This window comes from Fibrobacter intestinalis (assembly GCF_900167415.1).
Lineage (GTDB): Bacteria > Fibrobacterota > Fibrobacteria > Fibrobacterales > Fibrobacteraceae > Hallerella > Hallerella intestinalis.
This window is the reverse complement of the sequence record NZ_FUWU01000027.1, coordinates 15,032-40,702: the sequence shown is the minus strand read 5'-3', so window position 1 is coordinate 40,702 and position 25,671 is coordinate 15,032. Positions and strand designations below refer to the sequence as shown.

The window sequence follows — 25,671 nt, the reverse complement described above, 5'->3', positions numbered from 1 at the left end:
GGCTGCGGACTTTTTCTTGGACAGATTAGTTAGATTAAATTTAGACTTTTTCTGTAATCATCGGGGCTCATTCCGCCAAGACTCATCTTTATTCTATCCTTGCAGAACCACTCCAAATATTCATTCAGTTCCTTTTTGAATTCGTTTTTGGTGACGCCAGCCAGGTCACGATTGTAGAACAATTCGTTCTTTACGATGCCGAAGAAGCCCTCGCAGGCGGAGTTGTCGGGAGAGCAGCCTTTCTTCGACATTGACCGTTTCAGCTCCGCATCGTTCATCCGCTTTATCCATCCCGGCCATCTGTAATGGCATCCCCGGTCCGTATGCACGATCGGCTTTTCTCCGTCGTGGAGCTGCCCTAAGGCCTTGTCCAGCATTCGGTTCACTAGCCTCGAATCGGGGCTTTCGCCTATAGTCCAGCATACGGGTTTTCCGTCGAAGCAGTCTATCATCGGAGACAGGTACAACTTGCCGTCGGAAAGGGGGAACTCCGTGATGTCCGTAAGCCATTTCTCATTGGGCCTGTCGGCATGGAAATCGCGGTTTATCAGATTGGGCACCGCGGGCGAAATTTCGCCCCTGTACGAGCTGTACTTCCGTTTTCTGGGACGGTAGGCCGCAAGTCCGTTCTCGCGCATCACCCTCCGGATGACTTTTTCAGACAAGGTCCTTCCCTCGTCTTTCAATACCTTTCGGATCCTTCTGTAACCGTACCTCTTCTTGGATGCCTGGAAGGCTATCTGTACAAATTCAAGGGAATCCCTGTCCTTAATCGCCCTGTCGTTTGCGTGCTTCAGGTTGTAATAGAATACGCTGCGGGGCAGGTCAAGCCTGGCAAGTAGTTCAAGGCGGAAACGTCAACGCCGGGGTCTTTTTTTAATATGTTCAAAGTCTCCTTCAGGATGGCCACTTCCATCTCCAGGTCGCGGACTTTCCTGTTCAGTGCGGAAACTTCGGCGGAGGAAAAATCGTCCTTCCCCTCTTCAAGAGGTCCTCTTGGTTTTTTACGGTTGCAACTTTGCAAGGCCAGGGTTCCTTTTGTCAGATACAGGCGTCTCCATTTATAGATGCAGGCAGTCGAATACCCGAGTCCTTCGGCGACATCTACAACTTTCTCGCCATTTTCGAAACATCTTCGAATCGCCTCCAATTTAATATTTGCCGGAGGATTCCTTGGGTGCTCCCAAGTGTTTTTATAGCTGCATTTCCGCTTTCTTGTCCTGACCTTTCCTTCCTCGTGAATCCAGGAATAAAGGCGGGCTCTTGTCGGATAGCCTAGCACCTGGACCGTTCGGGAGACCGATCTCAAATCGTGATATGTTTTCAGTGCCTTGGCAATCTGTGATAAGGAGTAATAGGGCATGTACGGACCTCAATTGTGTCCAACTTTTTGTCCGCAGGCCCGGTTATGGCAGGGCGTTTTTTATAGTCTTCCCTTTACAAGTTCGACACGGCTTTCGCCCAAATGGACTAAAATACAAAAAGTACAAAACACGATATAGTACATTTAGAGAATTATGTCACAAAAAAAAGCACTTATCTCTATTGATGAGGCTATTTCTCTTACGGTTTTAGTGCCGTTATAGGTACAACGAAAACTCCGTCCGGGCGGCGGTAGGCGGCGTTACTCAGTCCACAAATCATGCAGAGGTTTGCGGGGGGATTGCCCTGCGGGTCTTTCGCAATAGCATCACGAACTTTCAACAAATTTGCGGCGGCTTCGTCAATTTGGTTGGCGCCGAGCTTTATTTCAAAAGCATTCCAGCTGCCGTCAGGCATTTCTACAACGGCATCAATTTCGTTATTGCCGTAATCCTGATAGTGGTACAGTTTCCCTCCGAAACTGCGCGCGTAAACATCCAAATCCCTTTCGCATAGGGCCTCGAAAAGGAATCCAAGAGTGTTCAAATCCTGAATCAACTTCGCAGGTGTTGCACCTAGCAAGGCTGCGGCAAGCGAAGGGTCTGCTAAATGGCGTTTTTCGGCCTGTTTGATCCGCATGCTCGAGCGAATCCTGTTGCAGAATGGCGGCTGATTTTCAACAAGGAACAAACGCTTCAATACGTCCAGATAACTCGCTATCGTATCTAGGTCAATGTCGTCGTCATCGATTGATTTGATGTCGTTTTTCAACACCTTGTTTGTTGCAGTCGTAGATTCATTGCGGGCAAGACTTTTCAACAAAAGCCGCATTTTGCTCTTATTGCGCTTGATTCCGTCAAGGCGGTCAATGTCGTCTTCAATGACGGCATCGATATAGGCTTTAGGAACGGTCATCGCCTGCTGTGTAGAAAGTCCGAGGCTTCCGGGCCAGCCTCCCCGTACAATCAAATCAATAATCGTTTGCAAACCAACTTCGCCCGTCATCGCCTGTGGAGCGCATCCACTGCAAATGTCCAGCAAAGAAATTTTTCCGCTAGAAATCCCTATTTCAAACAAGGTCATCGGGCGCATGCGAAGTCTTGCGATACGGCCGGCGCCGCTATGCAGGATTCCTTTTCGAGCGGGAGTTGATGAACCTGTCAAAATGAACTGCCCTTTTTCGGTACGTTTGTCAACTTCGAAACGGACTGCATCCCATATAGGCGGAACTTCTTGCCATTCATCAACGAGTCTTGGGGTATCACCTTCCAAAACCAGTTTCGGGTCCATTTCCGCAAGCCTTCGGTTCTGAAAATTTCCACTAGGGTCGCCCAGTTCTATTTCGCTGGCGGAGTGATATTTGGATGTCCAGGTCTTTCCGCACCATTTTGGACCTTCCACACATAATGCTCCAAAAGTTGACAGGGATGACTTTATCTGATCATCCACAATTCTTGGCATGTAATCCTGTTTTTTCATACCCATAATATATACAATCGGTGAGATTTCGCCAATTCATTCCGTAAGATTTCGAGTTTTTAATCCGTGAGATTTGGATATTTCAATCGGTATGATTTTGAGAAAATAGCAATTTTCGTTCAAAAAAAAGACGATTTTGAGTTCCTATAAGCATGGCGATGCTTATGTAAACATATCCGCAGTATTCGCCTCGAAGCCTTGCATCGCGTTCGCAAACCGACTTTTTAAGGGAAGACTATTTTACCGTTTTCCGCAATCTTGCCGGTAAAATGCGCAGTTCCTCGCGGTATTTGGCGACCGTCCGGCGGGCGACTTTCATGCCCATGCGCATAAGGGCGTCGGTTATCGCCTGGTCCGAAAGCGGTGCAGTGCCATCTTCGTTTGCCACCAGATTCCTGATGGAATCCAAAATTTTTGCTGAACCGACAGCACTGCCGTCTTCTTGAGGGACGCCCGAACTAAAGAACTGCTTTAATTCATAGACTCCAAACGGCGTGTCCACGTATTTTCCGTTTGTCGCCCGATTCACCGTACTCGGATCGCGATGCACTTCGTCGGCGATGTCCTGCAAAATCATCGGCTTCAAATTTTCGGGTCCCTTGGCAAAAAAATCGTGCTGTTTTTTGAGAATCGCGTTCATGACCAGCTCTATCGTGCTGCGCCGATTGTCCACGCTTTTGATAAAGGAATTTGCCGCATTCAATTTTTCCCGGACAAAATTTTTGTCTTGCTTGGATGCGGTCGGGCTCAAGAGCAACTTCCGATACGTTTCATTGATGCGCAAACGCGGGATATGCTCGCGACGCATGACCACTTTGAAATTTCCCGGCTCCGTTTCCACCACTTCCATGTCGGGGGTAATCGTCTGCGTCGGCGTATTGTTTATTTGGGAGCCGGGATGCGGCGAAAGAACGGCCAGTTCCCGAACCGCTTTCTGTACTTCTTCGGAAGAAACCCCCAACGCCTTGGCGATGGACGCATAGCGCAAATCTTTCAACGCGTCAAATTCTTTTTCGAGAATCCGAATCGCGAGCGGCGAAAAATCGGGAATCCGATACGCCTGAATCAAAAAGCATTCCCGCAAATTTCGCGCGCCAATTCCCGGCGGCGTAAAGGATTGCAAAACATGGAAAGCTTCCTGAACAGGATACGAGGCGTCTTCCAATCTTTTTTTCTGCTGCAAAACCTCTTCGACTTCGGCAATATCGGGATCCTGCTGGATTTGTTCCGTTTCCGCATCCAATAAATTCTTGTCTGCCGGCGAAAGAAATCCGTCGTCCCCGACGCAGTCTATCAGATATTCCACAATTTTCACAATGCGGGCCGGGCGTTTCCATTCACGCAGCTGATTCCGCAAAACCTCTTGCATACTAAGCCCGCGCGTGGGTTCCGGTCGCCATTCTTCGTCGGGATCCCTGCCGCCCAAATCCTTGAACGGCGCTTCGGCGTTGCGAAAACCGTCTTCCATATACTGCGCCCAGTCCATGGTATTTTCCATTCCCGGTTCCATGAGATCATGGCTGTTGTCGTAGCCATCCTGACGCGAACTTTCCCGAGTCGGGGCGTCGATGGATTCCAAGCGGCTGTCCGGAGTCTCGTCCATTTCCAAAAGGGGATTCGCTTCCAGTTCTTGCGAAATGGTCGTTTCCAGTTCCATGGAGTTCATCTGGAGAAGTTTTATCGACTGGAGCATTTGCGGAGACAAATTCTGCTCCAGTTTCATCCCTTGCTTTAATTGAATGCCTAAATCCATTTTACGCCCTTTCTAATCCAAGCGAAAAGATTCGCCCAAATAAATTCGTTTTGCCTCTTCGTTGTTCGCGAGAAAATCCGACGAGCCTTCGGTAAGGACCTGGCTTTTATACATGATGTAAGCCCTGTCCGTAATGGAAAGCGTTTCGCGCACGTTGTGGTCCGTAATCAAAATGCCCATTCCCTTTTCCCGCAAGCTGGAAATAATCGCCTGGATGTCGCCCACGGCAATGGGGTCGATTCCTGCAAAAGGTTCGTCCAAAAGCAGAAAATCCGGATTGGCCGCAAGAGCCCGGGCAATTTCCAAACGCCTGCGCTCGCCGCCGGAACAGCTCATCGCTTTCGTCTTTCGGATATGGGTGATTTTGAACTCTTCCAAAAGCTGCTCCAACCGTTCTTTGCGCTCGGAACGTTTGTAGTTCTGCGTTTCCAGAATCGCCATAATGTTGTCCTGAACGCTCAACTTTCGAAAAATCGACGCTTCCTGCGGCAAATAGCCGACACCCAATCGCGCCCGGCGAAACATCGGCTTTTCCGTCATTTCCACGTCGTCCAAAAAAATATGGCCGGAATCAGGACGCACCATGCCGACAATCATATAAAAGGATGTCGTTTTTCCGGCTCCGTTCGGTCCCAGAAGCCCGACGATTTCCCCTTGCGAAACGCTGATGGAAACATTATTGACCACTTTGCGGCCATTGTAGATTTTGCAGATTTTATCTGTACGAATCGTGCGGATAAGGCTTTTCATTTGCGGCCTTCCTTTTTGTCCCGGGCGCTTTTGCCCTTTGGCTGCGCCTGTTGTTTTACCTGTTTTTCTCTTTCTTCTTTTATCTTTTCCAACGACTGCTTGGTAAAATTTTTAATCGTCGTATCCTTGGAAATTTGCGGCAAGATATTTTCCTTGGTCAGGTCGATATAACGCCCGCTGGCAAGAGTCTTTTTGCCCGAAAGTTTTAAATGCTTCACTTTGCCGTCGTCAAACGCAATGCGAATCGTATCGCCCGCCGCTTCGTTCTTTCCTTCGATCTGCCGCTTTTTTTCCATCACGTGAAAATAAGTGCTTTGCGCATCTCCCGAAATCAGCGCCCCTTTCAGCTTGCCGTTTTTAAATGTCAAGTCCAAACGCCCGCCTTCCATTTTGTTTTTATAATCGACAAAATCGCCTTCGTAAAAAAAACCGTTCGCATTCAAATTCACATAAAGGCTCTGGATTTTGTCCTTGTTAAATTCGGCGTAAAGGGTGTCCCCTCGGGCTTCGGTAAACTGATCCGGCTTGCCGCGCTTTCCCTTTTCGTATTGCTTGCCTTGGGCGTTCCGAATCACCAGCGCGCTTTTCAGGGTCCGCTCGTCGGCGTCAATCGTCAGGTAGATGGAATCTCCGGTCAGCTCGTAGCCATCCATCGTAAATTTGGGGGAACCTTTCAAAGCGACCCAATTATTTTTTTTGTCCAAGTATCCCGAATCGCAAGTGACGACCATATTTCCCTGCGTGATGACGACATTTTGAAACGCCTTGGCGAATTCCGCGTTCTGGTCAAAATAAATGTATTCCGCGCGAACTGCCGTCGTGTCGATTTTCCCGTTTTTTTGAACCTGGTACTGGTGCAGCAGGGGATTTTGGGTCAAAGTCAAAATTTTTTCTTTTTTATTGTAAACGAGATGGTTCCCAAAAAAGGCGTAGGTCCCCGCCGAATCCTTTGCCTCCACAGAGCCGACAGCGATAGCGATTTCCGTTTTGCGCTGGTAGCTCCCCGATTTCGCTTTCATATAGCCGTCGGGATGCCGAAAAAGAAAATTCCCTTCGCAATCCACTTTATCCAGATTTTTGTTCCAGGTCGCGCGCCCCGTCCGAAACTCGATGGAATCGTGCGTAAAGCGAACACGCCCGTGCAAAAGGAGAAATCCCGATTTTCGCATAGCGGCAAGGCTGTCGGCATGGCGCATCACCAGCGGCGACGTTTGCGCATACGCCTGCTGAAAAAAGATTCCCAAAAGGCAAAGCCAGATGCCGAGCCGCGTCATCGGGAATTCCTCGTGGGCGGTCTGTGCGGCGTTACCGATTCCACCTGTTCCGCGTTCTGTTTTTCGTCTTCTTCTTTCAGGCGTTTTGCCGCATCCTGAAAAATTCCCGTCACCTCCGACAGAATGTGCCAATTATCCATTTTGGCATCGCTGACAAAACCCTTTCCTTGCAGAACATCGCCGTCTTCGCTCACCACGCGGACATAGCTTTCCGTCTTTACCAGATCGTCTTTTTTATTCCACAACAAAGAATCCGCACGAACGGATGCTCCCTTCGGCGTTATCGCATAGACATGGCCGTAGGCATAGACGTAATTCATGCGTCCGTCCAAAGTTCCCGAATCCGCGCGCAAAAAAGCGGACCGTTCGCCAAGGGAATCGAAAATATCGACCAGGATCGGCTTCGCGAAAATTTTTTCCTTGCCTCCCCAACGTTCCAGATAGGCGGTCTTGACTTTCCACGACAGGCGTTCCTTTTCGTAAAAATCCAGCAAGGTCGTATCGGTAAACAGCATCATCGGGCGCTCGGCGATTTCCCCGTCGAAAGGTGGCTCTTCGCTCGATTCGCTACAGGCTACAAGAAAAAGCCCACAAAAACAGGCGAAAAGAACCGCCCGATAAAAACGCCTTCCGATGTGTAGCAAAAAATATGCCATCGGAACTAAAAATACAATAATTCACGGAAAAGGGAGTAGGGGAACAAATAGTGATTCGTGGATAATGGCCTTTTGAAAAGTGGAACTTCGCCACAGCGTTCCTCGCCATGACATTTTCATTTAGAACGATTCTCTAACCTATCCCGCAAAATTCTCCCATAAATTCTACCTTTTCCATTATGGATAGAGACCGCCGTCGCCGTTTCGGGCAAAACTTTTTGGACAAGGAAACCGCCCATCTTCTCGCTGCCGACATTCCGCTTTCCGGCGATAGCGCTATTCTGGAAATCGGGCCTGGACACGGAGCGCTTACAGAACCTCTGCTTTCGCGAGGAGTGCCCGTCACCGCCGTGGAAATCGATGAAGAATGCGTCAAGGTCCTTCAAGAAAAATTCGCTTCCCGTTCCAATTTTCATATAGTAAACCAGGACTTCTTGCGTTTTTCCATCGACGACTGGCTAAAAGAAAATCCCAAACCCTGGCTAGCGGGGAATCTACCTTACAACGTATCGACAGGCATCGTTGCCAAAGTCATGCCGCTTTTGAAAAAAACGCACGGATTCATGTGCATGGTACAAAAAGAAGTCGCGGAACGTTTTTGCGCAGAACCGCACACGCGCCATTATGGCAGCCTTACCGTCTGGATTCGCGCCCACGCCACCTGCAAAATGCTTCGAAAAATCGGGCCGGAACATTTTACACCGCGCCCAAACGTAGAAAGCGCGACCGTCCTATTCACTCCGCTTTCCGAACCGCTCAATGCGCCTCCCAAATTCTTTGAATTTGTCCAAGCCGCTTTTTCCCAAAAGCGCAAGGTCATCACCAATTCGCTAGCATCCAAATACGACAAAATCGACGTTGTCCACGCTCTCGACGCCTGCGGCCTTTCCCCGAACACGCGGGCAGAAGAACTATTCCCCGAAGAATTGCTCGCCATTTACCAAATCCTTGAAGAAAAATAAAAATCGGTTTCCGGGCGTTCCCCGCCTTTGAAAAGGCGTGGCGTTCCCTAGCGTTATCGCCGCGCATTCTGCACGGCGTCCGTTCAGCCTCGCCTACGTCGAGTCCGAACCCATCCGGGCGGCGGTCACTAACGCGGATTCTTTCAAACAAACGAAGTCATACGAATCGTCACACATAAATGGAATATTTTCCGTTAAATTTTTTCTAATTGTCGTAATAGCGGTTTCGGATTGATCGACTCCAATCCATTTGCGATTCAACCTGTTTGCTTCCACAAGAGTTCCACCCGATCCAGCAAAGCAGTCCATTACAATAGAATTTTCATCCGAAGATGCTTTGATTATAGTCCGCAGCATCTCATGATTTTTCTCCGTAGGGTAAATCGGATTCATGGGATCTTTAAATGTCCAAACGTCCTGAAGTTTTTTCGTCAAATGTTCATCCGCATAATTTATCTTGCGAGGATTTCCTTTCGAAGACCATTCTATCAAGCCTTGACGATCTAATTCTTCCAATTCTTCTACACTACAACGCCAATGGCGTCCTGGTGGAGGGTACATCTCCTTGAATTTTTGAGAAGATAAACCGTCCTTAGTCTCTCCCGGAGCGTGGATAGGAACTGTCGTGTAACGCCGTCCATTTTTATCTACTTTAGAATAAAGTTTACTCATTTCCTCTTCGGACATGGAAATTCTTGGTTCATGCCAAATGGGATTTTTTCCTTTTGTATAAAATAGAATCATATCTTTAATATTGCCATAGCCTACTCTAGCGAAATTTTTCGGATTGCATTTTATGCGAGTGATATCATTCCTAAAATACTCTATTCCAAAAATGCCATCGAGCATCACTTTTACATAATGACCAATTTTGTAATCAATATGCAAATAGAAAGACCCCCTATCGGAGAGTAAATCATAAATCACGGTAATGCGTTCTCGAAGAAACTCTATAAAATCGGCTCCTTTCAATTTGTCAGAATAAGCAACAATTCCTTTAGCCGAACTGCTGATTGTAGCTACTCTACCATTGCCATCCGTTCTAAATTCGCCACCCGTTGCAAATGGCGGATCAATGTAAACAAGATCAATCTTTCCTGCCATTCCCCGTTTATCACGAAGAAAAATCAAAGCATCGAGGTTATTTCCTTGAATCAAAAGATTTTTCATAGAGCCTCCAGAAAATCTTTCAAAACAAGAGCGGACATGATATTGTGTTCTGTATTTATCAGATTCTGGAATAGCTTTCCCTTATTCCTGATGTAAGGGACTCCGTCAATAATTCCGATTTTTACAACGCTTTTATCTGCTAGTTCGGATTCAACTGTAGCCATAGCATCCACGAACTGATCGTTCTGATGACCTCCAAAATCCGAGATAAATTTGGCTTCGCCAATAACATATCTGCCTTTGTAACGGGCAATAAAATCCAAGCCTTTATTGCGATTATATCCAAACTTGCGCCTTGCAAAGTCCATCATAGAACTATCAGACCCGTCCAATATCGCGTTGGCATTGCTGCGCATAAATAATGATTCGGAAACAGGCTTTATGCCAAGTGCCCCGGACTTAATCCAATTTCGAAACATGGGACCCATTTGGCGATTAGCTTCTTTTGGCTCCGTACAGCGTTTGTAAAGTTCACGATAGCCCATTTCATATAGGTCTTCGCAAATTCTTTTGACTATTTTCGGATTATTTTTAATTGCAGATTCGGATTTTCTGAGATAAGGGACATAACTGTCTTTTACCGGAAAAAGATCAAGTTCTAACAAAGCTTTGATAAGATTGTAATTGTCCTGTTCGTTGAAATAACGTTCAACACGGGACATAACTTTTTCATCGATATTTCGAACATTGTCGTGGATTACTGGGTAAACCGCATAGAGATCATCTAGGTACGCTCGATTTGCCGCATATTCTATGCTTTTTTGCGTCCATTCATTTTTTGCTCGTTCTGCCAATACGGACATTTTTTGTTCCTCGAAATGAAGGTGAACGAGTTCACCCTCAATCGGGAGCAAGAAACCGCGAAGTCAAAACAAGCAAAGAAAACGCCCGAAAACGTACGTGCAGATACACGTACGAATCCCTGGAAACTGAATGGCAGTATCCTAGGTACAACGACCTATGCAGTCATAGGCCTACGAACGTTTGTCTTATTCTATGGTTTTGAAAAGTGTCGAAGTTTTCAGCTGTCGAACAAGAGCAAACCCAACAAGAGTTTCTCTTATAGTCATTCTTCCACTTCGATTTACATGAAAAAGGCGTGGGGCTGAATGCGCTTACCCAACTGAAGGCCTTCGACTGCCTAAACCAAGTAAACACAAACAACCCACGCCCCGTAAAGGGTCGTTTGCGTATAAGCAGATCTACTAAATATGCATATAGCAACGATGCCACTGAAAAAATCCAGCAGCTAGCGTGAGCGTTCGTCTTGTACCGGGTTTTGAAAAGTGTCGAAGTTTTCAGTTCGGAACAAGAGCAAAACTCTTTATATGTAGCGAATATAGAATATTCGCTAGATGATGTCAAAAGTTGCTCTTTTAATTATCTATAACGACATTTAAAACTTTAAAAAAATAACTCTAGGGGTTTACCCTTTCTTTGCTATATTTTCACCGTTAGAATTTCGCAATGGTGCGAAATTTTTCCGGAAGTCATTGTCTAACCTTCCTAAAAAAACAAATGAAACAGAATCTTTCTGCCTTTATTCTTCGCGAATGGAACGACTTCATCCTCCTTCTGCGAAACGTCCCTTCCCTTGTCGTCAGTATTTTTATCCTTTCCGTGGTCTGCATGAATTTGCTGGCCAACAAGGAATTGTTTTCATTCCAATATCTCGCACTGGATTGCGGATTCTCCCTTAGCTGGATTTCCTTCCTTTGCATGGATATGATTTGCAAACGGTTCGGCCCGAAAGCGGCGATGAAAATTTCCATTTTGGCTTTGTTTGTTAATTTATGTACATTTTCCCTTTTCAACCTGCTTTCCCGAACGCCGGGAATGTGGGGAGAATTTTATACTCTTTTGGAAACAAATCCCGATGCCGCAGCCATCGCCAACGACGCACTAAATGCAACCTTTGGCGGAAGCTGGTATGTTTTATTCGGATCCGCCATCGCCATGTTTTCTTCTTCTCTCGTCAATGCTATCACAAATCATTGGATTTCCAAATTCATCTCTTTTCAAGGATTCAAAAATTTTGCCATTCGATCTTACGCTTCGACAATGATCGCTCAATTTATAGACAACCTTGTTTTTGCAAGAATCGTCAGCTATGTATTTTTTGGTTGGAGCATGACGCAGGTCATTCTTTGTTCGCTAACGGGAGCTCTTATGGAATTGCTTTGCGAAATTGTCTTCAGTCCCCTCGGTTATAAAATATGTCGATACTGGGAAAAAAATGGAATTGGCAATCCATACATCCAATTTAAAGCAGAGGCAAAATGAATATTTTTATCAGTGGGAGCAGTCGGGGAATCGGAAAGGCCGTCGCAGAACGTTTTTTGAAAGATGGCCATCGAGTTGTCGGTTTCGACATTTTAAAATCCAGCATCCAACATCCAGATTATGAACATCACGTTGTCGATATAGCCGACAGAGCGGCGCTTCCCAAAATGCAGCTTCCCGCCCATATCGTCATTAGCAACGCGGGAGTTCAAAATTCCGGCAAGGACATTGAAGTGAATTTGAAAGGTTCCATCTATTTCGTGGAAAAATACGCCTTTCAGCCCAGCATTCAATCCGTTCTGCTGATATCTTCGGCAAGCGCTCATTCCGGCGCGGAATTTCCTGAATATTCCGCTTCCAAAGGCGGACTTCTGGCCTATATGAAAAATGCGGCTCTGCGGCTCGCTCGTTTTGGAGCGACTTGCAATAGCATTTCTCCAGGCGGCGTAACCACCGATTTGAACAAGCCCGTAATGGAAAATCCGGATTTATGGAATCAAATCATGCAAGTGACTCCTCTCAAGCGATGGGCAAGTCCGGAAGACATTGCGGAATGGGTCTGGTTTTTAACCGTCGTCAATAAAAATTGTACAGGGCAAGACATCCTCATTGATAACGGCGAAAAGGATTTGAATAGCCATTTTATTTGGCCAGATTCAAAATTTCTCTAAAACCGCATCCAGTGAACTCGACAAATTTAAAATTCGCAGAACAGCGGCCATTTCACCAATAACCGTTGTCCGCTAAAGCAATTTGATGAATCGTCAATTTTCTACTTCATAAAAACGCGAAGAACCGTTTCCGCTGTCGAACCTTCTGCAAAACGAATTTCGCTTATCGGATGATATTCAAAATCGACATATTGCGAAAGCTGTAAAGCGACAAATTGCCTGTCTTTGGAAAAACAAATCGCCAACCGATAATGCCCATTTGGACAGTCGTCAGGAGCTTTTTCATTTTTCAAATTTTTCCATTCCGCAGAAACCAACTGCTTTATTTGGTTTCCTACATCGGAATCATATTCCAAATAAAGCCCGACAACGGGAGAATTCGTCGGGACATAAGACACTTTTGTTTTCAATCCAAAGAATGCCTTTTCCACTTTAATGCAGTTTTTTTGAAAGAGAGCTTCTGCCAACTCCATGCTTTTCACATTTTCCATAAATTTCTCTTCTGTTTTTAAAATGGGAAGCACTTTTTCCATTTCTGTTTTGGAAAAATTCGGTGCCAAAAAGATCAAAGACGATTTCTAAAAATAGCTGTGCTGAAAATCGAAGGAAACCGCGATCGCCTCCGATTTTGCATTTTTAGAAATTGTCCAAAACAAATTGAAGAGACGATTAACAGAGAATGCGTTTTAAAGTAAAAACGTAATATTCTTTAGGATAACAGAAAAAATGGGGAGAAAGCGATTCGTCAACGCCTTTTCCCAAAGAAAAAATTTTCGATTCTAAAAATTTTGGCCGATGTAAAAAACCGGAATCTCGACCGCCAAATTCAAAAACAGAACCTTCTCTTTCGCTTCTAAAAAAGGCAGGTAAACAAGGTCTTTTCCAAGCAAAAATAGGAAGAGCAGGAACATTATCCTGTGCATGAATAAATTGTTCCGCCGCAATGGAATCCGAGGAAAGTTCTAAAACGAATTTTTTTTGCTGAAAAAACGAGCTGAAAAATGAACCAGCAAAAATTCCCGCCGCTAGAATGCAAAGCGGAAAAATGAAAAAGGCAACTGTTTTGCTTTTTCCTATCACAATCCAAATATAATTTTTTTGTCTTCGAAATTTTTAAAATATTTTCATTCGCTTCATAAAAAACAATCATGCGAATTTTATGGATTTTCTTCTTTTGAAAATTTTTACTTTTATCAAAGCAATCCACTCTTTTCCTTTTATACAATGCCCATTTATACAGTTATTCTTCAGAAAATTCTATACCGCATTCTGCTTATTTCCGGGTGGAAAAGAAAAGTCCTATTTTTCAATCTGGATTATATTTATCCAAAAATTTCTCTGCATCAAAAACGGACTTTCCGAAAAAAACTCCTCCAAAATCTGAGTTTCGATGTTGCCGATTTTTTAACTCGGAATTGTATTTATTCTTCAAACGATAAACGATTTCAAATAGATTCGCAAAGCATACCTGTTCTAGAAAAAATGAAAAATGGGGGATTGATGCTTACCGCTCATTTTGGCAATTATGAAGCCATCGGTCCCTGGCTCGTTCGCCTTGGAATTCCCCTTACAGCCAGCTATGCAAAATTGCACCCTGAATGTCTCAATCGGTGGGTTTACAAACATCTTCGTTCTATTGATAATTTTAATTATTCACATTTTATAAACAACCCGCGCGATATTCTTCAATTCCTAAATGAAAAAAAATTATTTTGTTTGATTGCCGATCAGGATTTTCGAAAAAATCGCTTTATTTTGGGAAAATTGCTGAAAAAACCGGTTTACTGCAATCCTATTCCACAATTTATTTTAAATCATCGTCCCAAATTGCCCATATTTATTTGCTGGATTTATCCACAAAATCACAAGCATATTTTATTTGCTAAAGAAATTTATCCACAAAATGGACAAGAACTTTTTGAAATGTACCACCAATGGCTAGAATTTCAAATTCAAATCGCTCCGGAAAGATGGTACGGATGGTTGCACCGGAGATATTTATCCGCTTTAAATGACGAGAGTAAAAAATAGTGGGCACAGAAAAAGGATTAGCGACTAGTGCCCTTCGGCTAGTTCGACAAGCGGCTGCTGAACTTGTCGAAGTACACTAACCGGCGGTTCCTGAGTTTATCGAAGGGCAGGGACCGCCCTTCGATTAGTTCGACAAGAAATGTTTCACGTGAAACAATTTTATCTATTCTAATAAGGCAACTAGTTAGTGATTAGCGATCAGTGGGTAGTTGGAAAGTTAGGAGAAACAGCTAATCAGAATGCAAAACATCTCACAGTCTGCGAAAAAAATTCACCGTGTGAAAAAGATGTTTGCACTTTAAAAAATTAAATTGCGACTACTTAATAGAAGTATATAATTTCAAAAATCAAAAACAAATAATCCTAAATGAATTAGCTATTTTAAAAGCAAAACAGCACAATATGTGCGAATGAATTTACTGAAATTCATTATTTACGAAAGGATTGAAAAAAAATGCAAATTAGAAAGTTTACATCCAATGACATTCCTTCTATGCGAAGCATTTGGAATGAAATTGTCAAAGAAGGAAACGCGTTTCCTCAAGAGACCGAATTTGAAAATGACGAGGAAGCATTTCAATTTTTCAAAAATCAAACTTATACTGCCGTTGCCGAAGAAAAAAAAATTATTTTAGGTCTTTATATTTTACACCCAAACAATATCGGTCGCTGCTCTTCAATCGCTAATGCAAGTTATGCCGTTTCACAAAAACACAGAGGAAAAGGAATAGGCGAAAAGCTTGTCCAAGACAGCTTACAGCAGGGAACTCTTCAAGGTTTTCATATTTTGCAATTCAACGCAGTTGTTAAATCCAATATCGGCGCTATACACTTGTATCAAAAACTCGGGTTTAAAACTCTTGGAGAAATTCCGAAATGCTATCGCCAAAAAGATGGAACATTCGAAAATTTGCTTTTATTTTTTCATGAATTATAAAATACACATTCGCAGATTGTTTCACCCGATTTGCACGCATTAGCGACTAGCGGCGAGCGGTTGGTGAGCTTGCCGAACCATGGTTAGAGGGGAATGTAGGAGAAACGACTAGCCAGAATGCAAAATACTTTGAGATCTGCGAAAATAAATTGGGATTTATATACAAAATTCCACCCGATTTATTTGTAAGTAGTTAGTGATTAGGGGTTAGTTGAAAGTTGGGAGTTGGAACTGATAATTGAGTTCCCCTTGTGAAAGAAAAAGCCCCGCTTGAAAAGAAGTTCACCCTCTCGCAACGTAACACACCTTATTCCGCCCTAGAATCCAAAATTTCCCACAGCAAAGCGTGGCGGGGGATAGGGTGAAGGGAAAAGGGGCTGCCCATGAGTCTTAAGAGTTTTACTCTTTTAGACGAATTGTCCCTGGAAGGGAGCCTTTGCTAAAGCGAGCACCTCGCACTCTGCAAGAAGAAATTTTCCTTGTGAAAAAGAAATTCTCGTTTTAAAGAAAAAAATTTAATTGAGAGTATTTGGTGGAAGATAGTATATAATTCCCCCAAAAAAAAAGTTCTGCTTTTGAAAAATTTTTAAGTTCTATAGGACAAAAGCGTGTATTTGGTTAAAAATGGACATATTAGATAATACCAGAATACTACGGAAGTACCATAGCCCCTGTAAAATCCACAATGTCAAAGTTATCGTCGGAGCCTAGCCTTATAAGCAAGTCCTTGTTGGCGATGACGAATTTCTTTACTGCATTTACGTCCGAAGCGGATAATTCCATTTTAGGGTTATCTACCAATATACGGGGGTTGTCGTCTATGGACATCGGAATCATCCCGTGTGTATTTGGGTGGTCGCCTTTATTGCATTGTATTTTGATTCTGTTAGCATGCCTCATTTTTTCCAAGTACCACTATCATCTACATAGATATTTACGGGCAGACCCGTTCGTTTCTTCCGCAAACTTGAATATGTTTGCCAGCATTTTGTGTTCTGTTATGCAACTTGATTTTTAATGTCATAATAAATCTCCGTTTATGTGGCTATATCTATAGCAAGACAACTATAAACTTAATATAACCACATATCAGGGTGTGCCAAGGTTGTTTGCGTATTTAGGAACGTTTACAAATACTATGGTAATAATGTATATTCCCTTTTTTATCTATGCGTACACACTTTTAGCCTACAGAGCCAATTTTTAATTGCGAGTATTTGTTGGAAGATTGTAGGTATCTTCGATAAACTCAGCAACCGTCTGCTGAACCACTTTACAAAGCAATTTTTAGAACCTCCTATATTCATTTTGAAATTGCACTTTCATCCTAAATTATTCACATTTTGAATTATTCACATCCAATTAACGGCGATATTTCATTTTCATTTTTCATATTCATCAAATAGAATTGCCTATATTATTTTCCATCTGATTTATTCACATTCATCACTCAAACAGAAAACTTTCATTCTCCGTTTAAAGAAAATTGTGAATACTATGTTCAAATTTTATATTACCACAAGAGGTTTAACCCAAAATTATTCACATTTCAATAAAAACAGTTTTATTGAAATTCACATTATTTTTTTTCATTTTTTAGAATAAAAATGTTTCACGTGAAACATTTTTACTTTTATTCACAATTTATCCTATACAAAATGAAAATTTTTCTTTTATCGTATTTTATTTTCTATTTAGTTTTTTAAATTGTTTCACGTGAAACACTACTTTGACTCTGTACAAGAAAACCTTCTTTTACAATTTCTTTCGGATAAAGGAATTACTTTATCCGATGATAAATTGGAAAAATTGTATGAATACGCCAATCTGGTTATTCAAGGTAATACGCAAGTCAATTTAATTTCTAAAAACGATATTTCAAAATTTTTATCCCGCCATATTGCAGATTCTTTAGTGCCCTTTATTGTTCTTTCTCAAAAACAATATTTAAAATCAGGAATGATTTGGGCAGATATGGGTGCCGGTGGTGGATGTCCCGTTTTTCCATTATCTATTGTTTGTCCTGAACTTCAATTTTTCGCTTCGGAACCTCGCCACAAAAGAGTTCTTTTTTTAGAAGAGGCCAAAAAAACTTTAAAATTGGATAATTTGACCATCGTGGGAAAACGTTTTGAAACTTCGGAAATAACCAATTGTGATATTATTTCTTGTCGGGCTCTTTCCCGTTTTGAAGCCGATTACGATCGCGCTCAACTCGGACTCAAAAAAAATGGTCTTTTTATCACCTTTAAAAGCAAAGAAATGACCAAAGATTTAATGAATCTTTCCGACATTCATTTTATCGATTATCATCTTCCTCTGGAAACTCAAGAATACTCATTAGTCATTAAGGGAATCTATGGGTAAAATTATCGCTATTTGCAACCAAAAAGGTGGAGTAGGCAAAACAACAACGGCAATAAATCTTGCTGCAAACTTTGCCGCTTTAGAAAAGAAAACTCTTCTTATCGACATGGATCCTCAGGGAAATGCTTCTCAAGGTCTGGGTTATCTGGAAAGCCAAGAAGAAGATATTCATGAAGCGTTGAAACTAGCAGAAAGCCCAGATTCCATTACAAAGGATTCTCTTCAAAAATTCATTTTGAAAACGGAACTGGACTATTTAAAAGTGATTACCGCCGGTCCGGATCTTTCCGCTATGGAATTGGAATTGGTCAATGCCATGAGTCGGGAACATCGCCTCAGAAGAATCACCAATGTTTTAAAAGAAGACTTCGACTATATTATTATAGACGCTCCTCCTAGCTTGAACCTTTTGACATTGAATGTCCTCACGGCAGCCGATAGCGTACTCATTCCCGTCCAATGCGAATATTACGCTCTTCAAGGACTCGCCGAATTATTCAACACCATCCGGCTGATTCAAAAAAACTTGAACAGTTCCTTGAATATCGAAGGTGCCCTTTTGACCATGTACGATGCCAGACTCAGCTTGTCCAGACAAGTCGCCGAAGAAGTCCGAAATGTCATTCCGGAAAGGGTCTTTAAAATCATGATTCCAAGAAATGTGACTTTGAGCGAAGCACCTTCTCATGGAAAACCGGTTATTCTTTATAACGTCAAAAGTCCAGGCTCGCAAGCCTATATGAAACTCGCAGAAGAAATCATCAACGGGGCAAAATAATATGGGAAAAAAATCTAACGCACTCGGAATCGGTCTCAACTCCATTATCAGCAATCATTCCACTCCTTTAGACGAATCCATTTCCAAAGATGAAAATGGAAACAGCATTCAAATTGAAAAAATCAATTTGGATTTGATTGACGCGAACCCATACCAGCCCCGAACAGAATTCAACGAAAAAGAACTCCTGGAATTGGCGGAAACCATTCAAGAACAGGGTTTAATTCAACCCATTACCGTTCGCAAATTCAATGGGCGCTATCAAATCGTCAGTGGGGAACGCCGAACCCGCGCTGCCAGACTCGCCGGATGGAAAACCATCGACGCCTACGTCCACGAACTTCTTTCCGACAAAAAAATGGCGGAATGGTCGCTCATCGAAAATATTCAGCGCGTGGATTTAAACGCCATCGAAGTTGCCAAATCCTATACGCAACTTTTGGAAAATTACGGCTATACCCATGATGATCTAGCCAAAAGCGTCGGCAAATCCCGCGCAGTCATCACGAACTCCCTTCGGCTTTTGAAACTCCCCGAACAAGTACAAACCTGGATTATCGAAGGAAAAATTTCTCAAAGCGCAGCCCGTGCCCTCCTCAGCCCTGGTATTTCCGATCCGGAAGCCGTCGCCCGAGACATCATCGAAAAAGGGTTGAACGTCCGCGATATTGAAAATCTGGCTAAAAATAACGAACCTAAAGAACAGAATCCGGAAAAAACTAAAAAGGAAATCAAACCTTTGGATGCCAACATTCAGGCTTTCATCCAGAAAATGGAAGAATTTTTTGGCACCAAAGTCAAATTGCAGCAAACCGCAGACGATTCTTCTAAAGGAAAATTGATTATCGATTACTATTCTTTTGAAGATTTGACCCGAATTCAGGAAAAAATGGAAGGGCTGAATTGAAAAATCGCTATCATATCATTCAAATCATCCCATCGGATTCGGGACGGACAGTTTCCATTAAAGTCAATTCCATTCTTTGGAAATTATTCTGGATACTGTGGATTGTTATTTTAGCATTAGGCGGATTTATTTTTTATAAATTCACTTTAATCAATTCCATTATCGTCAGCTCGCGTCAAGTCCAAAAGCAAAACGAAGTTCTTCTCAAAAAACAGCAAGAATATGAATTGTTCTTTTCCGAATTGGATTCCATATCCACCATGGAAAGGCAAATCCGGAATATACTTCACACCTTTTATGAAACGGATTCTTTAAAATTGGCGGCTGTTATTGAAAAAAATCGTTTCGACTTCCAGCCCAGTTCCAAAAATAGATTTACCGCCGAGTTGAAAGGTTACTTTACAGAGGAAAAAAGGCAGAACTGGGAAAACATACCCAGCATCATTCCCACCATCGGCATTGTCAGTAAAAATTTTTCAAAGGAAGACAATCATCTGGGCATCGACATTTCTGCGAAATTGGACGAACCTGTTTTTGCTACTGCCGATGGAAAAGTGCTTTCTGTTTCCAAAAGTAAAGACCGCGGTTTGCACATCGTCATTGATCATGGAAATAAATATGTGACCAGTTATTCCCATTTGCAAAAACAATATGTGCAAAAAGGGAAAAGCGTAAAAAAAGGCGAAGCCATCGGAACTGTTGGTTCCAGCGGAAAAACGACAGGGCCGCATATCCATTACGAAATTTTGAAAAACAACGAACCCATCGATCCAGAACTTTTTATCGAGGAATAAAAATATGGCAAAAGAAAACGACGGCCAGTTTACACAAATCAGTTCATCCATGAATCTGACTGGCGATATATCCGGTTCCAGCGATATTCGCATTGCCGGAAAAATAAAAGGAAATATCGAAACAACAGGCGATGTCGTCATTGAAAATTCCGGTTATGTGGAAGGAGTCATCAAATCTAAAAACGCCATGATTGCGGGAAAAGTCAATGGAGACATCGAATGCAGTGAAAAATTGGTTCTGGAGTCCAAATCTTTTTTTGTAGGCAATATCAAGACAAAACTTTTAGTCATCGAATGCGGTGCTAAATTGAATGGGAATTGTTATGTTTCTACAGAAAAAGAATTGGAATCTCCCAAGAAATAAAGAATTGTTCTTTCAAAAGGTAAACAGCTCTTTTGCAGAGCTGTTTTTTATTAGAGGGATTTTCACATCTTCTTTAAATAGTCTATGTATATATATAAAAGAGAATGATTTAGATAATGTGAATATGTGGAAAAATCGGATTATTGTAAACGTAAGTGGTTGATTTTTAAAAAGATAAAACAATTGTGGATAGATTTTTTTTGGTGAAAACCGTGAATTTTATTCACAGGATTCAACGTTGAAAACCGTATCTGTCGATTTTTTCAACATCTTTCCCTATTTAATTCAAAAAAGGGATGTTGAAAATGAAATTTGAAAAATTTTGGATTTGATTTGTGGATAAATTTGTTGAATTAATCTGTATCACATTGATTTATAACGACTTACTGAAAGTGATGAATTGGGATTAAAATTTAACTAGATTTGAATTATGGATCAGAGAAATTTTAGAATTGGGCAAATATCAGATCTCCATTTGGATTTTGGAGAAAAAGAGAACGTCTCTGTGGAAAAATTTCAGGTTACTTTACGGGATGCCGAAAAGTTCGATTTAGATTTTCTGGTTTTAAGTGGAGATATAACGGAACATAGTTATCGCCGAGAATACGAAATTTTCTTTGAAGTGATGAAAACGTATTCTCATCCGTGGTGTGTGATGGCAGGAAACCACGATCGTTCCGAGGATTTGGCGCGTTATTCCTCCATTCCTTTAAAACTTCAAAATGGGGAATATTTTGATCAGCGGGAAGTGAAAGGTGTTCCTTTTTTCTTTTTGGATACTTCCTTGGGAAGCGTGTCTAAGCAGCAGTTGGTGTGGCTGAAAGAAGAAGCGAAACAGAAAATGGGTGAAATTTTTTTGTTTATGCATCATCCACCTTGCCTTTGCGGACATCTTTTTATGGATTCTTTGTATCCGCTCAAAAATTGGGAAGAAGTCAAAAAGGAAATTTTGGAAATTCCAAATCTCCATGCCGTTTTTGCGGGGCATTATCATTCCGAAATGACCTTGGATTTAGGAAAAGGGAAAATGCTTTATTTGACCCCTTCAACACAAATGCAATTAAATCCGGAAGTTTCTTCGTTCGATATTCTTAGTACGGTTCCCGGTTGGCGTTATATTGAATATAAAGAGGGAAAAATACGAACAGAGGTGCGTTATCTTTGATTTTTTTATAGAAGACCCTTGATTTTTTAGAATAGTTATCTAAATTAGGTGGCATCTGGCGGTTTAGCTCAGTCGGTAGAGCAACGGAATCATAATCCGTGTGTCTGTGGTTCGACCCCACAAACCGCTATTATTTTTAAGCGAAGGAATTTAATGTGAATAAAATGCGTTTTGCTTTCTTGTTCTTGTTGATTTCTTCCTTTTTTTGTATTGGCTGCGGGGAAGATGAAAATGCCAATTTGACGCCGACTCTTCCTACCAAAAGTTCTCAGAATGTAGCCGCTCCCGTTTCTGTTCCCACATTTTCTGCGCCTGCGTCGAGTGCCATTGACGAAAAAAAAGCCCAGCAATATGCAAATGCAAGTGCTGCACTAGTGATTTTGGGTGAAGAATGGTCTTCTAAAATTGATCAGGCGCAAGGTGAAGAAAAAGTGAAAATTCTTCAAAATTACGGAGAGGCTAGAAATCAGGTTTGCAGCCGAATGGGGCTTGCCGGAATTGCAGAATTTAACTGGATTACAGAAGTCGCCGTAAAAGATTCCAGCAATATGGAAATTTTTGCTAAAGCGGGAATCGTACTGAATTGAGTACGAGTCATTTTTCAAAATTATTTTCAAAAAATCGTTTGCTGAAATAAGCTAGTAGACCGTGCCCTTCGATTAGTTCGACAAGCTCACTAATCGGCGGTCGCTGAGTTTGTCGAAGCGTGATCAGTGGTTAGTTGGAACTGAAAATTGAGTTTTCCTTGCGAAAAGAAGTTCATGTTTGAAAAAATTTAATTGTGAATATCTAGTGGAGGACTGTATAAATTCCCATTTTTTGGATTAGTGAATTTTTTTTGCACGGATTCAACACAGAAAATTTGAAAATAAAAATCATTTTCCTTTTTTCGCATATAATTTTTCCGATGAGGAGTATTTTTATGCATAAATGGATTTGGTTTGCTGTTTTCTTCGGCTGTGTTTCTTTTTCTTTGGCAAAGCCGATGCCCCCTTTTCCCATGCAGCATATACAATCTAATGGCGATACGCTGACATTTTATCAACGTGGCGATGAATTTGAACATTATAAAGAAACTTTAGATGGATATATTCTGGTTTTTTGCGATAAAGATTTGTGCTTTGCCAATTCGCAAGGAGAAAATTCCGGGATAAAAGCTTCTGATAAACGGGATGCCGCTATACAAAAATTTTTAAATGGAATAAATAAAACGGAAGTACGAAAAATTTATCTGCAAGAAAAAATGGAAAAACGTTCGCGGCGGCCTTATGGAAGTTTTCTGAAAACAGACAAAGGAGTGCTCCGGAAACCTTCGGCAGAAAGTTGGACAAAAGGGGAGCAAACTTTTTGAATGGTTTTGGTAAATCATAGCTTGAAATTCTGGACGACAACTCGCATTTTGGAAGTGTCCGGGATTATTATATTCGGCAATCTGGCGGTATTTTTAAACCCACGTTTCAGGTTATTGGACCTTATGATTATAACGGGACGCCTAGCGGAAATGATGTGAATGTCATGGAAGCCGTATTGAATGCTGCCTATAATGCTGGAGAGCTGACGTCATTGGATTCTTATGTAAAAAATAGCGATGGAACTTTACAACTGGAGCGGAAATAAAATTTATAACAAAATTTCCCATATCACGGAAAAAAACGGCTACATCTGTTTTACCGTCGGCAATGCTGTTTTAGAGGAATGTCCGCCAAAAAATTCTTCGAGTTCTACGCTATCGTCCAGCAGCGTCACTTCTTCAAGCTCTATGCTTTCATCAAGCAGTGAGGTCTCTTCGAGTAGCAGTATCCAAATGGAACAAAAAGAATTTATCTATGCGGTTTCATTGCCGTTGGATTCCTCTTATGGAACGGTTGAAGTTGCGTTGGAAAATGAAATTTTTGATTTTTTGGGATTTGCTTCTTCGGAAATGGCAAATTTATTGGATAACGGCCTTTCGTATTTTGTTTTGAATCCGGACAATACCAATGATTTTATTTCGACGGCGACAGAACTTGGAAACTGGTTTGATTCTTTGGGCTACAGCACTTCATGGGAAAATGAAAAAGCCAGAATTTTTTCGGAAATAGATCTTGTTTCAGCGAAAGCTAAAATTGGACATTATCCGTCCCGAGTGCAAACAGGCGATATCTATTCTTTCCGCCAGGGATTTTCCTATGGCGCAAAGAAAGCGATTCTTTCTTTTCAAGTTTCCATCGTTTTGCCGGAACCGACAGAAACATTGGCACAGCCTTTTGAAATTTCTGGACAGAAACGCATTTTTGCAAAGAGAATGTTCTTACATGAAAATATTTTTATGTTTTTGCAGAAACGAAACGCGGTGTTGAACATTTACGATTTGAATGGAAATCTGAAAGTCGGTATTCGCCATCCGTATTCTGCGGGTGTTTCTTCTGAAATGCGCTCTTTAAAAAATGGAGTCTATCGGGCGGTTTTGCGAATCGATGGGAAAATAGCCATCACAGAATCTTTGCATTATCTGCGCTGAATTTTAAAGCGGATTTTTATCGGGAATTGGCAATTTTAAATTTGAAAAAACGCAGACTTTTACGCCTGCGTTTTTGTTCATCAGTTGATTTCCATTTTAGATTTTTTCGAAGGCTTGCGTCAAGTCGGCAATCAAGTCGTCCGCATTTTCAATGCCCACGGAAAGCCGGATTAAATCCGGGCGAATGCCGGCTTCCAAAAGCTGCTCGTCGGAAAGCTGGCGATGGGTATGGCTTGCCGGATGAAGAACGCAAGAGCGCGCGTCGGCCACGTGGGTTACGATGGCTATCAATTTCAGTGAGTCCATAAATTTTATGGATTCTTCCCGCCCGCCTTTGATTCCGAACGCCATGACGCCACAGGGGAGGCCGCCGTCGAATTGTTTCTTGGCAAGAGCGTGATAAGGGTCTTTTTCAAGGCCTGCATAATTGACCCACGCCACTTTGGGATGGCTGCTTAAAAATTGAGCAATTTTGATGGCGTTTTCGCAGTGTTTTGGCATGCGGAGAGCCAGCGTTTCCAAACCGATATTCAAGAGGAAGGAATTCATGGGAGCCTGAATGCTTCCCAAATCGCGCATCAGCTGGGCGGTCGCTTTGACGATATAACCCTTTTCTCCAAAAGCTTTGCTGTAGGCGAGTCCGTGATAAGAGGGATCGGGTTCAGTCATGCCGGGAAATTTGTCGGCATGCGCAGACCAATCGAAACGACCGCTATCCACGATGCAACCGCCTACAGTCATTGCGTGCCCATCCATGTATTTGGTAGTGGAATGCGTGACGATGTCCGCTCCGAATTCAAACGGACGGCAGAGAACCGGCGTGGCAAATGTATTGTCGATGATAAAAGGAACACCGTGCTTGTGGGCGATGTCGGCAAATTTTCGAATGTCGGTGACGTGGCAGGTCGGATTCGAAATGGTTTCTCCGAACAAGGCTTTTGTATTCGGTCGGAAAGCTTTGTCGATTTCTTCTTCGGAAGCATCGGGATCAATAAAGGTGACTTCAATTCCCAATTTCTTCATCGTGACGGAAAAGAGGTTGTAAGTGCCGCCGTAAATTGCAGAGGAACTCACAAAATGATCGCCGGCTTCGCAGATGTTGAAAATAGCGTAGAAATTTGCCGCTTGACCGGAACTGGTGAGCATCGCGGCAACACCGCCTTCGAGTGCCGCAATTTTGGCAGCGACGGCATCATTGGTCGGATTTTGAAGGCGAGTGTAAAAATAGCCGTCCGCTTTCAAGTCAAAAAGGTCCGCCATCTGCGCGCTGGTATCGTATTTAAAAGTCGTGCTCTGGTAAATCGGAAGAATCCGGGATTCTCCTTTTTTCGGAGTCCATCCGGATTGAACGCATAGGGTTTCTTTGTTCAGTTTCATATTGAATCCTTTTGTAAATGCCGAAATAAAATAAAAAATTGAAAATTGTATAGGAAGCCGATTTGAAATATACAAGGCAATTTAGGGGATG

General features: G+C 42.4%; 26 protein-coding genes and 1 tRNA gene. 15 read left to right on the top strand and 12 right to left on the bottom strand.

Annotated elements, in window-relative coordinates; translation table 11 throughout:
* Nucleotides 1-29: 29 nt before the first annotated feature.
* The 7 genes from B5D40_RS15930 to lptC all read right to left on the bottom strand — a co-directional run bounded on the left by B5D40_RS15930 (nt 30) and on the right by lptC (nt 7,274).
* Nucleotides 30-797 carry an IS3 family transposase gene (locus B5D40_RS15930; protein WP_233134367.1) on the bottom strand — a complete coding sequence of 256 codons (768 nt, stop codon included), beginning with the start codon at nt 795-797 and terminating at the stop codon, nt 30-32.
* Nucleotides 794-1,363, bottom strand: a complete 570-nt coding sequence (locus B5D40_RS15925; protein WP_198951059.1) for a transposase — start codon at nt 1,361-1,363, stop codon at nt 794-796. Before B5D40_RS15925 ends, B5D40_RS15930 begins: the two co-directional genes overlap by 4 nt.
* Nucleotides 1,364-1,563: 200 nt before the next feature.
* A complete protein-coding gene (locus B5D40_RS08610) occupies nt 1,564-2,841 on the bottom strand; it encodes an ATP-binding protein (protein WP_078776600.1) in 1,278 nt (425 codons plus the stop codon).
* Between the two features lie 235 nt (nt 2,842-3,076).
* Nucleotides 3,077-4,594, bottom strand: coding sequence for an RNA polymerase factor sigma-54 (gene rpoN / locus B5D40_RS08605; protein WP_078776599.1), 1,518 nt, complete (start codon nt 4,592-4,594; stop codon nt 3,077-3,079).
* Nucleotides 4,595-4,606: 12 nt separating this feature from the next.
* On the bottom strand, nt 4,607-5,344 hold the full coding sequence (gene lptB, locus B5D40_RS08600) for an LPS export ABC transporter ATP-binding protein (protein ID WP_073303464.1): 738 nt from the start codon (nt 5,342-5,344) through the stop codon (nt 4,607-4,609).
* Nucleotides 5,341-6,618, bottom strand: coding sequence for a hypothetical protein (locus B5D40_RS08595; RefSeq protein ID WP_078776598.1), 1,278 nt, complete (start codon nt 6,616-6,618; stop codon nt 5,341-5,343). The genes lptB and B5D40_RS08595 overlap by 4 nt, the downstream gene beginning before the upstream one ends.
* Nucleotides 6,615-7,274, bottom strand: coding sequence for an LPS export ABC transporter periplasmic protein LptC (gene lptC / locus B5D40_RS08590; RefSeq protein WP_073303468.1), 660 nt, complete (start codon nt 7,272-7,274; stop codon nt 6,615-6,617). The genes B5D40_RS08595 and lptC overlap by 4 nt, the downstream gene beginning before the upstream one ends.
* Nucleotides 7,275-7,453: 179 nt before the next feature.
* Here lptC and rsmA point away from each other — a divergent pair, with 179 nt between their 5' ends.
* The gene (gene rsmA, locus B5D40_RS08585) at nt 7,454-8,236 is read left to right on the top strand and encodes a 16S rRNA (adenine(1518)-N(6)/adenine(1519)-N(6))-dimethyltransferase RsmA (RefSeq protein ID WP_078776597.1); all 783 of its coding nucleotides are present in this window, start codon (nt 7,454-7,456) and stop codon (nt 8,234-8,236) included.
* 93 nt (nt 8,237-8,329) lie between these two features.
* On the opposite strand, the gene B5D40_RS08580 is transcribed toward rsmA, so the two are convergent.
* Complete coding sequence (locus B5D40_RS08580; RefSeq protein ID WP_078776596.1) at nt 8,330-9,406, bottom strand: site-specific DNA-methyltransferase; 1,077 nt, start codon at nt 9,404-9,406, stop codon at nt 8,330-8,332.
* Nucleotides 9,403-10,209 (bottom strand): restriction endonuclease, encoded by an 807-nt coding sequence (locus B5D40_RS08575; protein ID WP_078776595.1) that lies wholly within the window; start codon nt 10,207-10,209, stop codon nt 9,403-9,405. Before B5D40_RS08575 ends, B5D40_RS08580 begins: the two co-directional genes overlap by 4 nt.
* A 715-nt stretch (nt 10,210-10,924) precedes the next feature.
* Between B5D40_RS08575 and B5D40_RS08565 the strand changes: the two genes are divergently transcribed.
* Together B5D40_RS08565 and B5D40_RS08560 are read left to right on the top strand one after the other, a co-directional pair.
* On the top strand, nt 10,925-11,689 hold the full coding sequence (locus B5D40_RS08565) for a VUT family protein (protein WP_078776602.1): 765 nt from the start codon (nt 10,925-10,927) through the stop codon (nt 11,687-11,689).
* Nucleotides 11,686-12,360, top strand: coding sequence for an SDR family NAD(P)-dependent oxidoreductase (locus tag B5D40_RS08560; RefSeq protein ID WP_078776593.1), 675 nt, complete (start codon nt 11,686-11,688; stop codon nt 12,358-12,360). Before B5D40_RS08565 ends, B5D40_RS08560 begins: the two co-directional genes overlap by 4 nt.
* A gap of 101 nt (nt 12,361-12,461) precedes the next feature.
* Here B5D40_RS08560 and B5D40_RS08555 read toward each other — a convergent pair whose 3' ends face one another.
* Complete coding sequence (locus B5D40_RS08555; protein ID WP_143394481.1) at nt 12,462-12,893, bottom strand: hypothetical protein; 432 nt, start codon at nt 12,891-12,893, stop codon at nt 12,462-12,464.
* Nucleotides 12,894-13,584: 691 nt separating this feature from the next.
* On the opposite strand from B5D40_RS08555, the gene B5D40_RS08545 reads away from it, so the two are divergent.
* On the top strand, nt 13,585-14,391 hold the full coding sequence (locus B5D40_RS08545; protein ID WP_143394482.1) for a lysophospholipid acyltransferase family protein: 807 nt from the start codon (nt 13,585-13,587) through the stop codon (nt 14,389-14,391).
* A gap of 454 nt (nt 14,392-14,845) precedes the next feature.
* The gene (locus B5D40_RS08540; protein ID WP_078776589.1) at nt 14,846-15,328 is read left to right on the top strand and encodes a GNAT family N-acetyltransferase; all 483 of its coding nucleotides are present in this window, start codon (nt 14,846-14,848) and stop codon (nt 15,326-15,328) included.
* Nucleotides 15,329-15,979: 651 nt separating this feature from the next.
* On the opposite strand, the gene B5D40_RS16325 is transcribed toward B5D40_RS08540, so the two are convergent.
* A complete protein-coding gene (locus B5D40_RS16325) occupies nt 15,980-16,111 on the bottom strand; it encodes a hypothetical protein (RefSeq protein WP_255404485.1) in 132 nt (43 codons plus the stop codon).
* A 933-nt stretch (nt 16,112-17,044) separates the two neighbouring features.
* Between B5D40_RS16325 and rsmG the strand changes: the two genes are divergently transcribed.
* The 10 genes from rsmG to B5D40_RS08480 all read left to right on the top strand — a co-directional run bounded on the left by rsmG (nt 17,045) and on the right by B5D40_RS08480 (nt 24,203).
* A complete protein-coding gene (rsmG, locus tag B5D40_RS08530) occupies nt 17,045-17,695 on the top strand; it encodes a 16S rRNA (guanine(527)-N(7))-methyltransferase RsmG (protein ID WP_158222169.1) in 651 nt (216 codons plus the stop codon).
* Complete coding sequence (locus B5D40_RS08525) at nt 17,688-18,473, top strand: ParA family protein (RefSeq protein ID WP_078776586.1); 786 nt, start codon at nt 17,688-17,690, stop codon at nt 18,471-18,473. Before rsmG ends, B5D40_RS08525 begins: the two co-directional genes overlap by 8 nt.
* A gap of 1 nt (nt 18,474) precedes the next feature.
* The gene (locus B5D40_RS08520; RefSeq protein ID WP_078776585.1) at nt 18,475-19,380 is read left to right on the top strand and encodes a ParB/RepB/Spo0J family partition protein; all 906 of its coding nucleotides are present in this window, start codon (nt 18,475-18,477) and stop codon (nt 19,378-19,380) included.
* Entirely contained in the window at nt 19,377-20,174 is a 798-nt protein-coding gene (locus B5D40_RS08515) for a M23 family metallopeptidase (protein ID WP_073304692.1), read from the top strand. Before B5D40_RS08520 ends, B5D40_RS08515 begins: the two co-directional genes overlap by 4 nt.
* Nucleotides 20,175-20,178: 4 nt before the next feature.
* A complete protein-coding gene (locus B5D40_RS08510; RefSeq protein ID WP_078776584.1) occupies nt 20,179-20,538 on the top strand; it encodes a bactofilin family protein in 360 nt (119 codons plus the stop codon).
* 430 nt (nt 20,539-20,968) lie between these two features.
* Nucleotides 20,969-21,703, top strand: a complete 735-nt coding sequence (locus tag B5D40_RS08505) for a metallophosphoesterase family protein (RefSeq protein WP_078776583.1) — start codon at nt 20,969-20,971, stop codon at nt 21,701-21,703.
* Between the two features lie 57 nt (nt 21,704-21,760).
* Nucleotides 21,761-21,833: transfer RNA gene (locus B5D40_RS08500), tRNA-Met, on the top strand.
* 34 nt (nt 21,834-21,867) lie between these two features.
* A complete protein-coding gene (locus B5D40_RS08495) occupies nt 21,868-22,290 on the top strand; it encodes a hypothetical protein (protein WP_078776582.1) in 423 nt (140 codons plus the stop codon).
* Nucleotides 22,291-22,625: 335 nt separating this feature from the next.
* Nucleotides 22,626-23,054, top strand: coding sequence for a hypothetical protein (locus tag B5D40_RS08485; RefSeq protein ID WP_144319684.1), 429 nt, complete (start codon nt 22,626-22,628; stop codon nt 23,052-23,054).
* 237 nt (nt 23,055-23,291) lie between these two features.
* Nucleotides 23,292-24,203, top strand: a complete 912-nt coding sequence (locus tag B5D40_RS08480; protein ID WP_078776579.1) for a DUF4859 domain-containing protein — start codon at nt 23,292-23,294, stop codon at nt 24,201-24,203.
* Nucleotides 24,204-24,299: 96 nt separating this feature from the next.
* Here B5D40_RS08480 and B5D40_RS08475 read toward each other — a convergent pair whose 3' ends face one another.
* Nucleotides 24,300-25,580 carry an O-acetylhomoserine aminocarboxypropyltransferase/cysteine synthase family protein gene (locus B5D40_RS08475; RefSeq protein ID WP_078776578.1) on the bottom strand — a complete coding sequence of 427 codons (1,281 nt, stop codon included), beginning with the start codon at nt 25,578-25,580 and terminating at the stop codon, nt 24,300-24,302.
* Nucleotides 25,581-25,671 lie beyond the last annotated feature (91 nt).

Bases quoted from the DNA above. Each gene is read 5' to 3' on its own strand.
- B5D40_RS15925 (WP_198951059.1), bottom strand. From the start codon at position 1,363: ATGCCCTATTACTCCTTATCACAGATTGCCAAGGCACTGAAAACATAT.
- B5D40_RS08610 (WP_078776600.1), bottom strand. From the start codon at position 2,841: ATGAAAAAACAGGATTACATGCCAAGAATTGTGGATGATCAGATAAAG.
- rpoN (WP_078776599.1), bottom strand. From the start codon at position 4,594: ATGGATTTAGGCATTCAATTAAAGCAAGGGATGAAACTGGAGCAGAAT.
- lptB (WP_073303464.1), bottom strand. From the start codon at position 5,344: ATGAAAAGCCTTATCCGCACGATTCGTACAGATAAAATCTGCAAAATC.
- B5D40_RS08595 (WP_078776598.1), bottom strand. From the start codon at position 6,618: ATGACGCGGCTCGGCATCTGGCTTTGCCTTTTGGGAATCTTTTTTCAG.
- lptC (WP_073303468.1), bottom strand. From the start codon at position 7,274: ATGGCATATTTTTTGCTACACATCGGAAGGCGTTTTTATCGGGCGGTT.
- rsmA (WP_078776597.1), top strand. From the start codon at position 7,454: ATGGATAGAGACCGCCGTCGCCGTTTCGGGCAAAACTTTTTGGACAAG.
- B5D40_RS08580 (WP_078776596.1), bottom strand. From the start codon at position 9,406: ATGAAAAATCTTTTGATTCAAGGAAATAACCTCGATGCTTTGATTTTT.
- B5D40_RS08575 (WP_078776595.1), bottom strand. From the start codon at position 10,209: ATGTCCGTATTGGCAGAACGAGCAAAAAATGAATGGACGCAAAAAAGC.
- B5D40_RS08565 (WP_078776602.1), top strand. From the start codon at position 10,925: ATGAAACAGAATCTTTCTGCCTTTATTCTTCGCGAATGGAACGACTTC.
- B5D40_RS08560 (WP_078776593.1), top strand. From the start codon at position 11,686: ATGAATATTTTTATCAGTGGGAGCAGTCGGGGAATCGGAAAGGCCGTC.
- B5D40_RS08555 (WP_143394481.1), bottom strand. From the start codon at position 12,893: ATGGAAAAAGTGCTTCCCATTTTAAAAACAGAAGAGAAATTTATGGAA.
- B5D40_RS08545 (WP_143394482.1), top strand. From the start codon at position 13,585: ATGCCCATTTATACAGTTATTCTTCAGAAAATTCTATACCGCATTCTG.
- B5D40_RS08540 (WP_078776589.1), top strand. From the start codon at position 14,846: ATGCAAATTAGAAAGTTTACATCCAATGACATTCCTTCTATGCGAAGC.
- B5D40_RS16325 (WP_255404485.1), bottom strand. From the start codon at position 16,111: ATGGAATTATCCGCTTCGGACGTAAATGCAGTAAAGAAATTCGTCATC.
- B5D40_RS08525 (WP_078776586.1), top strand. From the start codon at position 17,688: ATGGGTAAAATTATCGCTATTTGCAACCAAAAAGGTGGAGTAGGCAAA.
- B5D40_RS08520 (WP_078776585.1), top strand. From the start codon at position 18,475: ATGGGAAAAAAATCTAACGCACTCGGAATCGGTCTCAACTCCATTATC.
- B5D40_RS08510 (WP_078776584.1), top strand. From the start codon at position 20,179: ATGGCAAAAGAAAACGACGGCCAGTTTACACAAATCAGTTCATCCATG.
- B5D40_RS08505 (WP_078776583.1), top strand. From the start codon at position 20,969: ATGGATCAGAGAAATTTTAGAATTGGGCAAATATCAGATCTCCATTTG.
- B5D40_RS08495 (WP_078776582.1), top strand. From the start codon at position 21,868: ATGCGTTTTGCTTTCTTGTTCTTGTTGATTTCTTCCTTTTTTTGTATT.
- B5D40_RS08485 (WP_144319684.1), top strand. From the start codon at position 22,626: ATGCATAAATGGATTTGGTTTGCTGTTTTCTTCGGCTGTGTTTCTTTT.
- B5D40_RS08480 (WP_078776579.1), top strand. From the start codon at position 23,292: ATGGAACTTTACAACTGGAGCGGAAATAAAATTTATAACAAAATTTCC.
- B5D40_RS08475 (WP_078776578.1), bottom strand. From the start codon at position 25,580: ATGAAACTGAACAAAGAAACCCTATGCGTTCAATCCGGATGGACTCCG.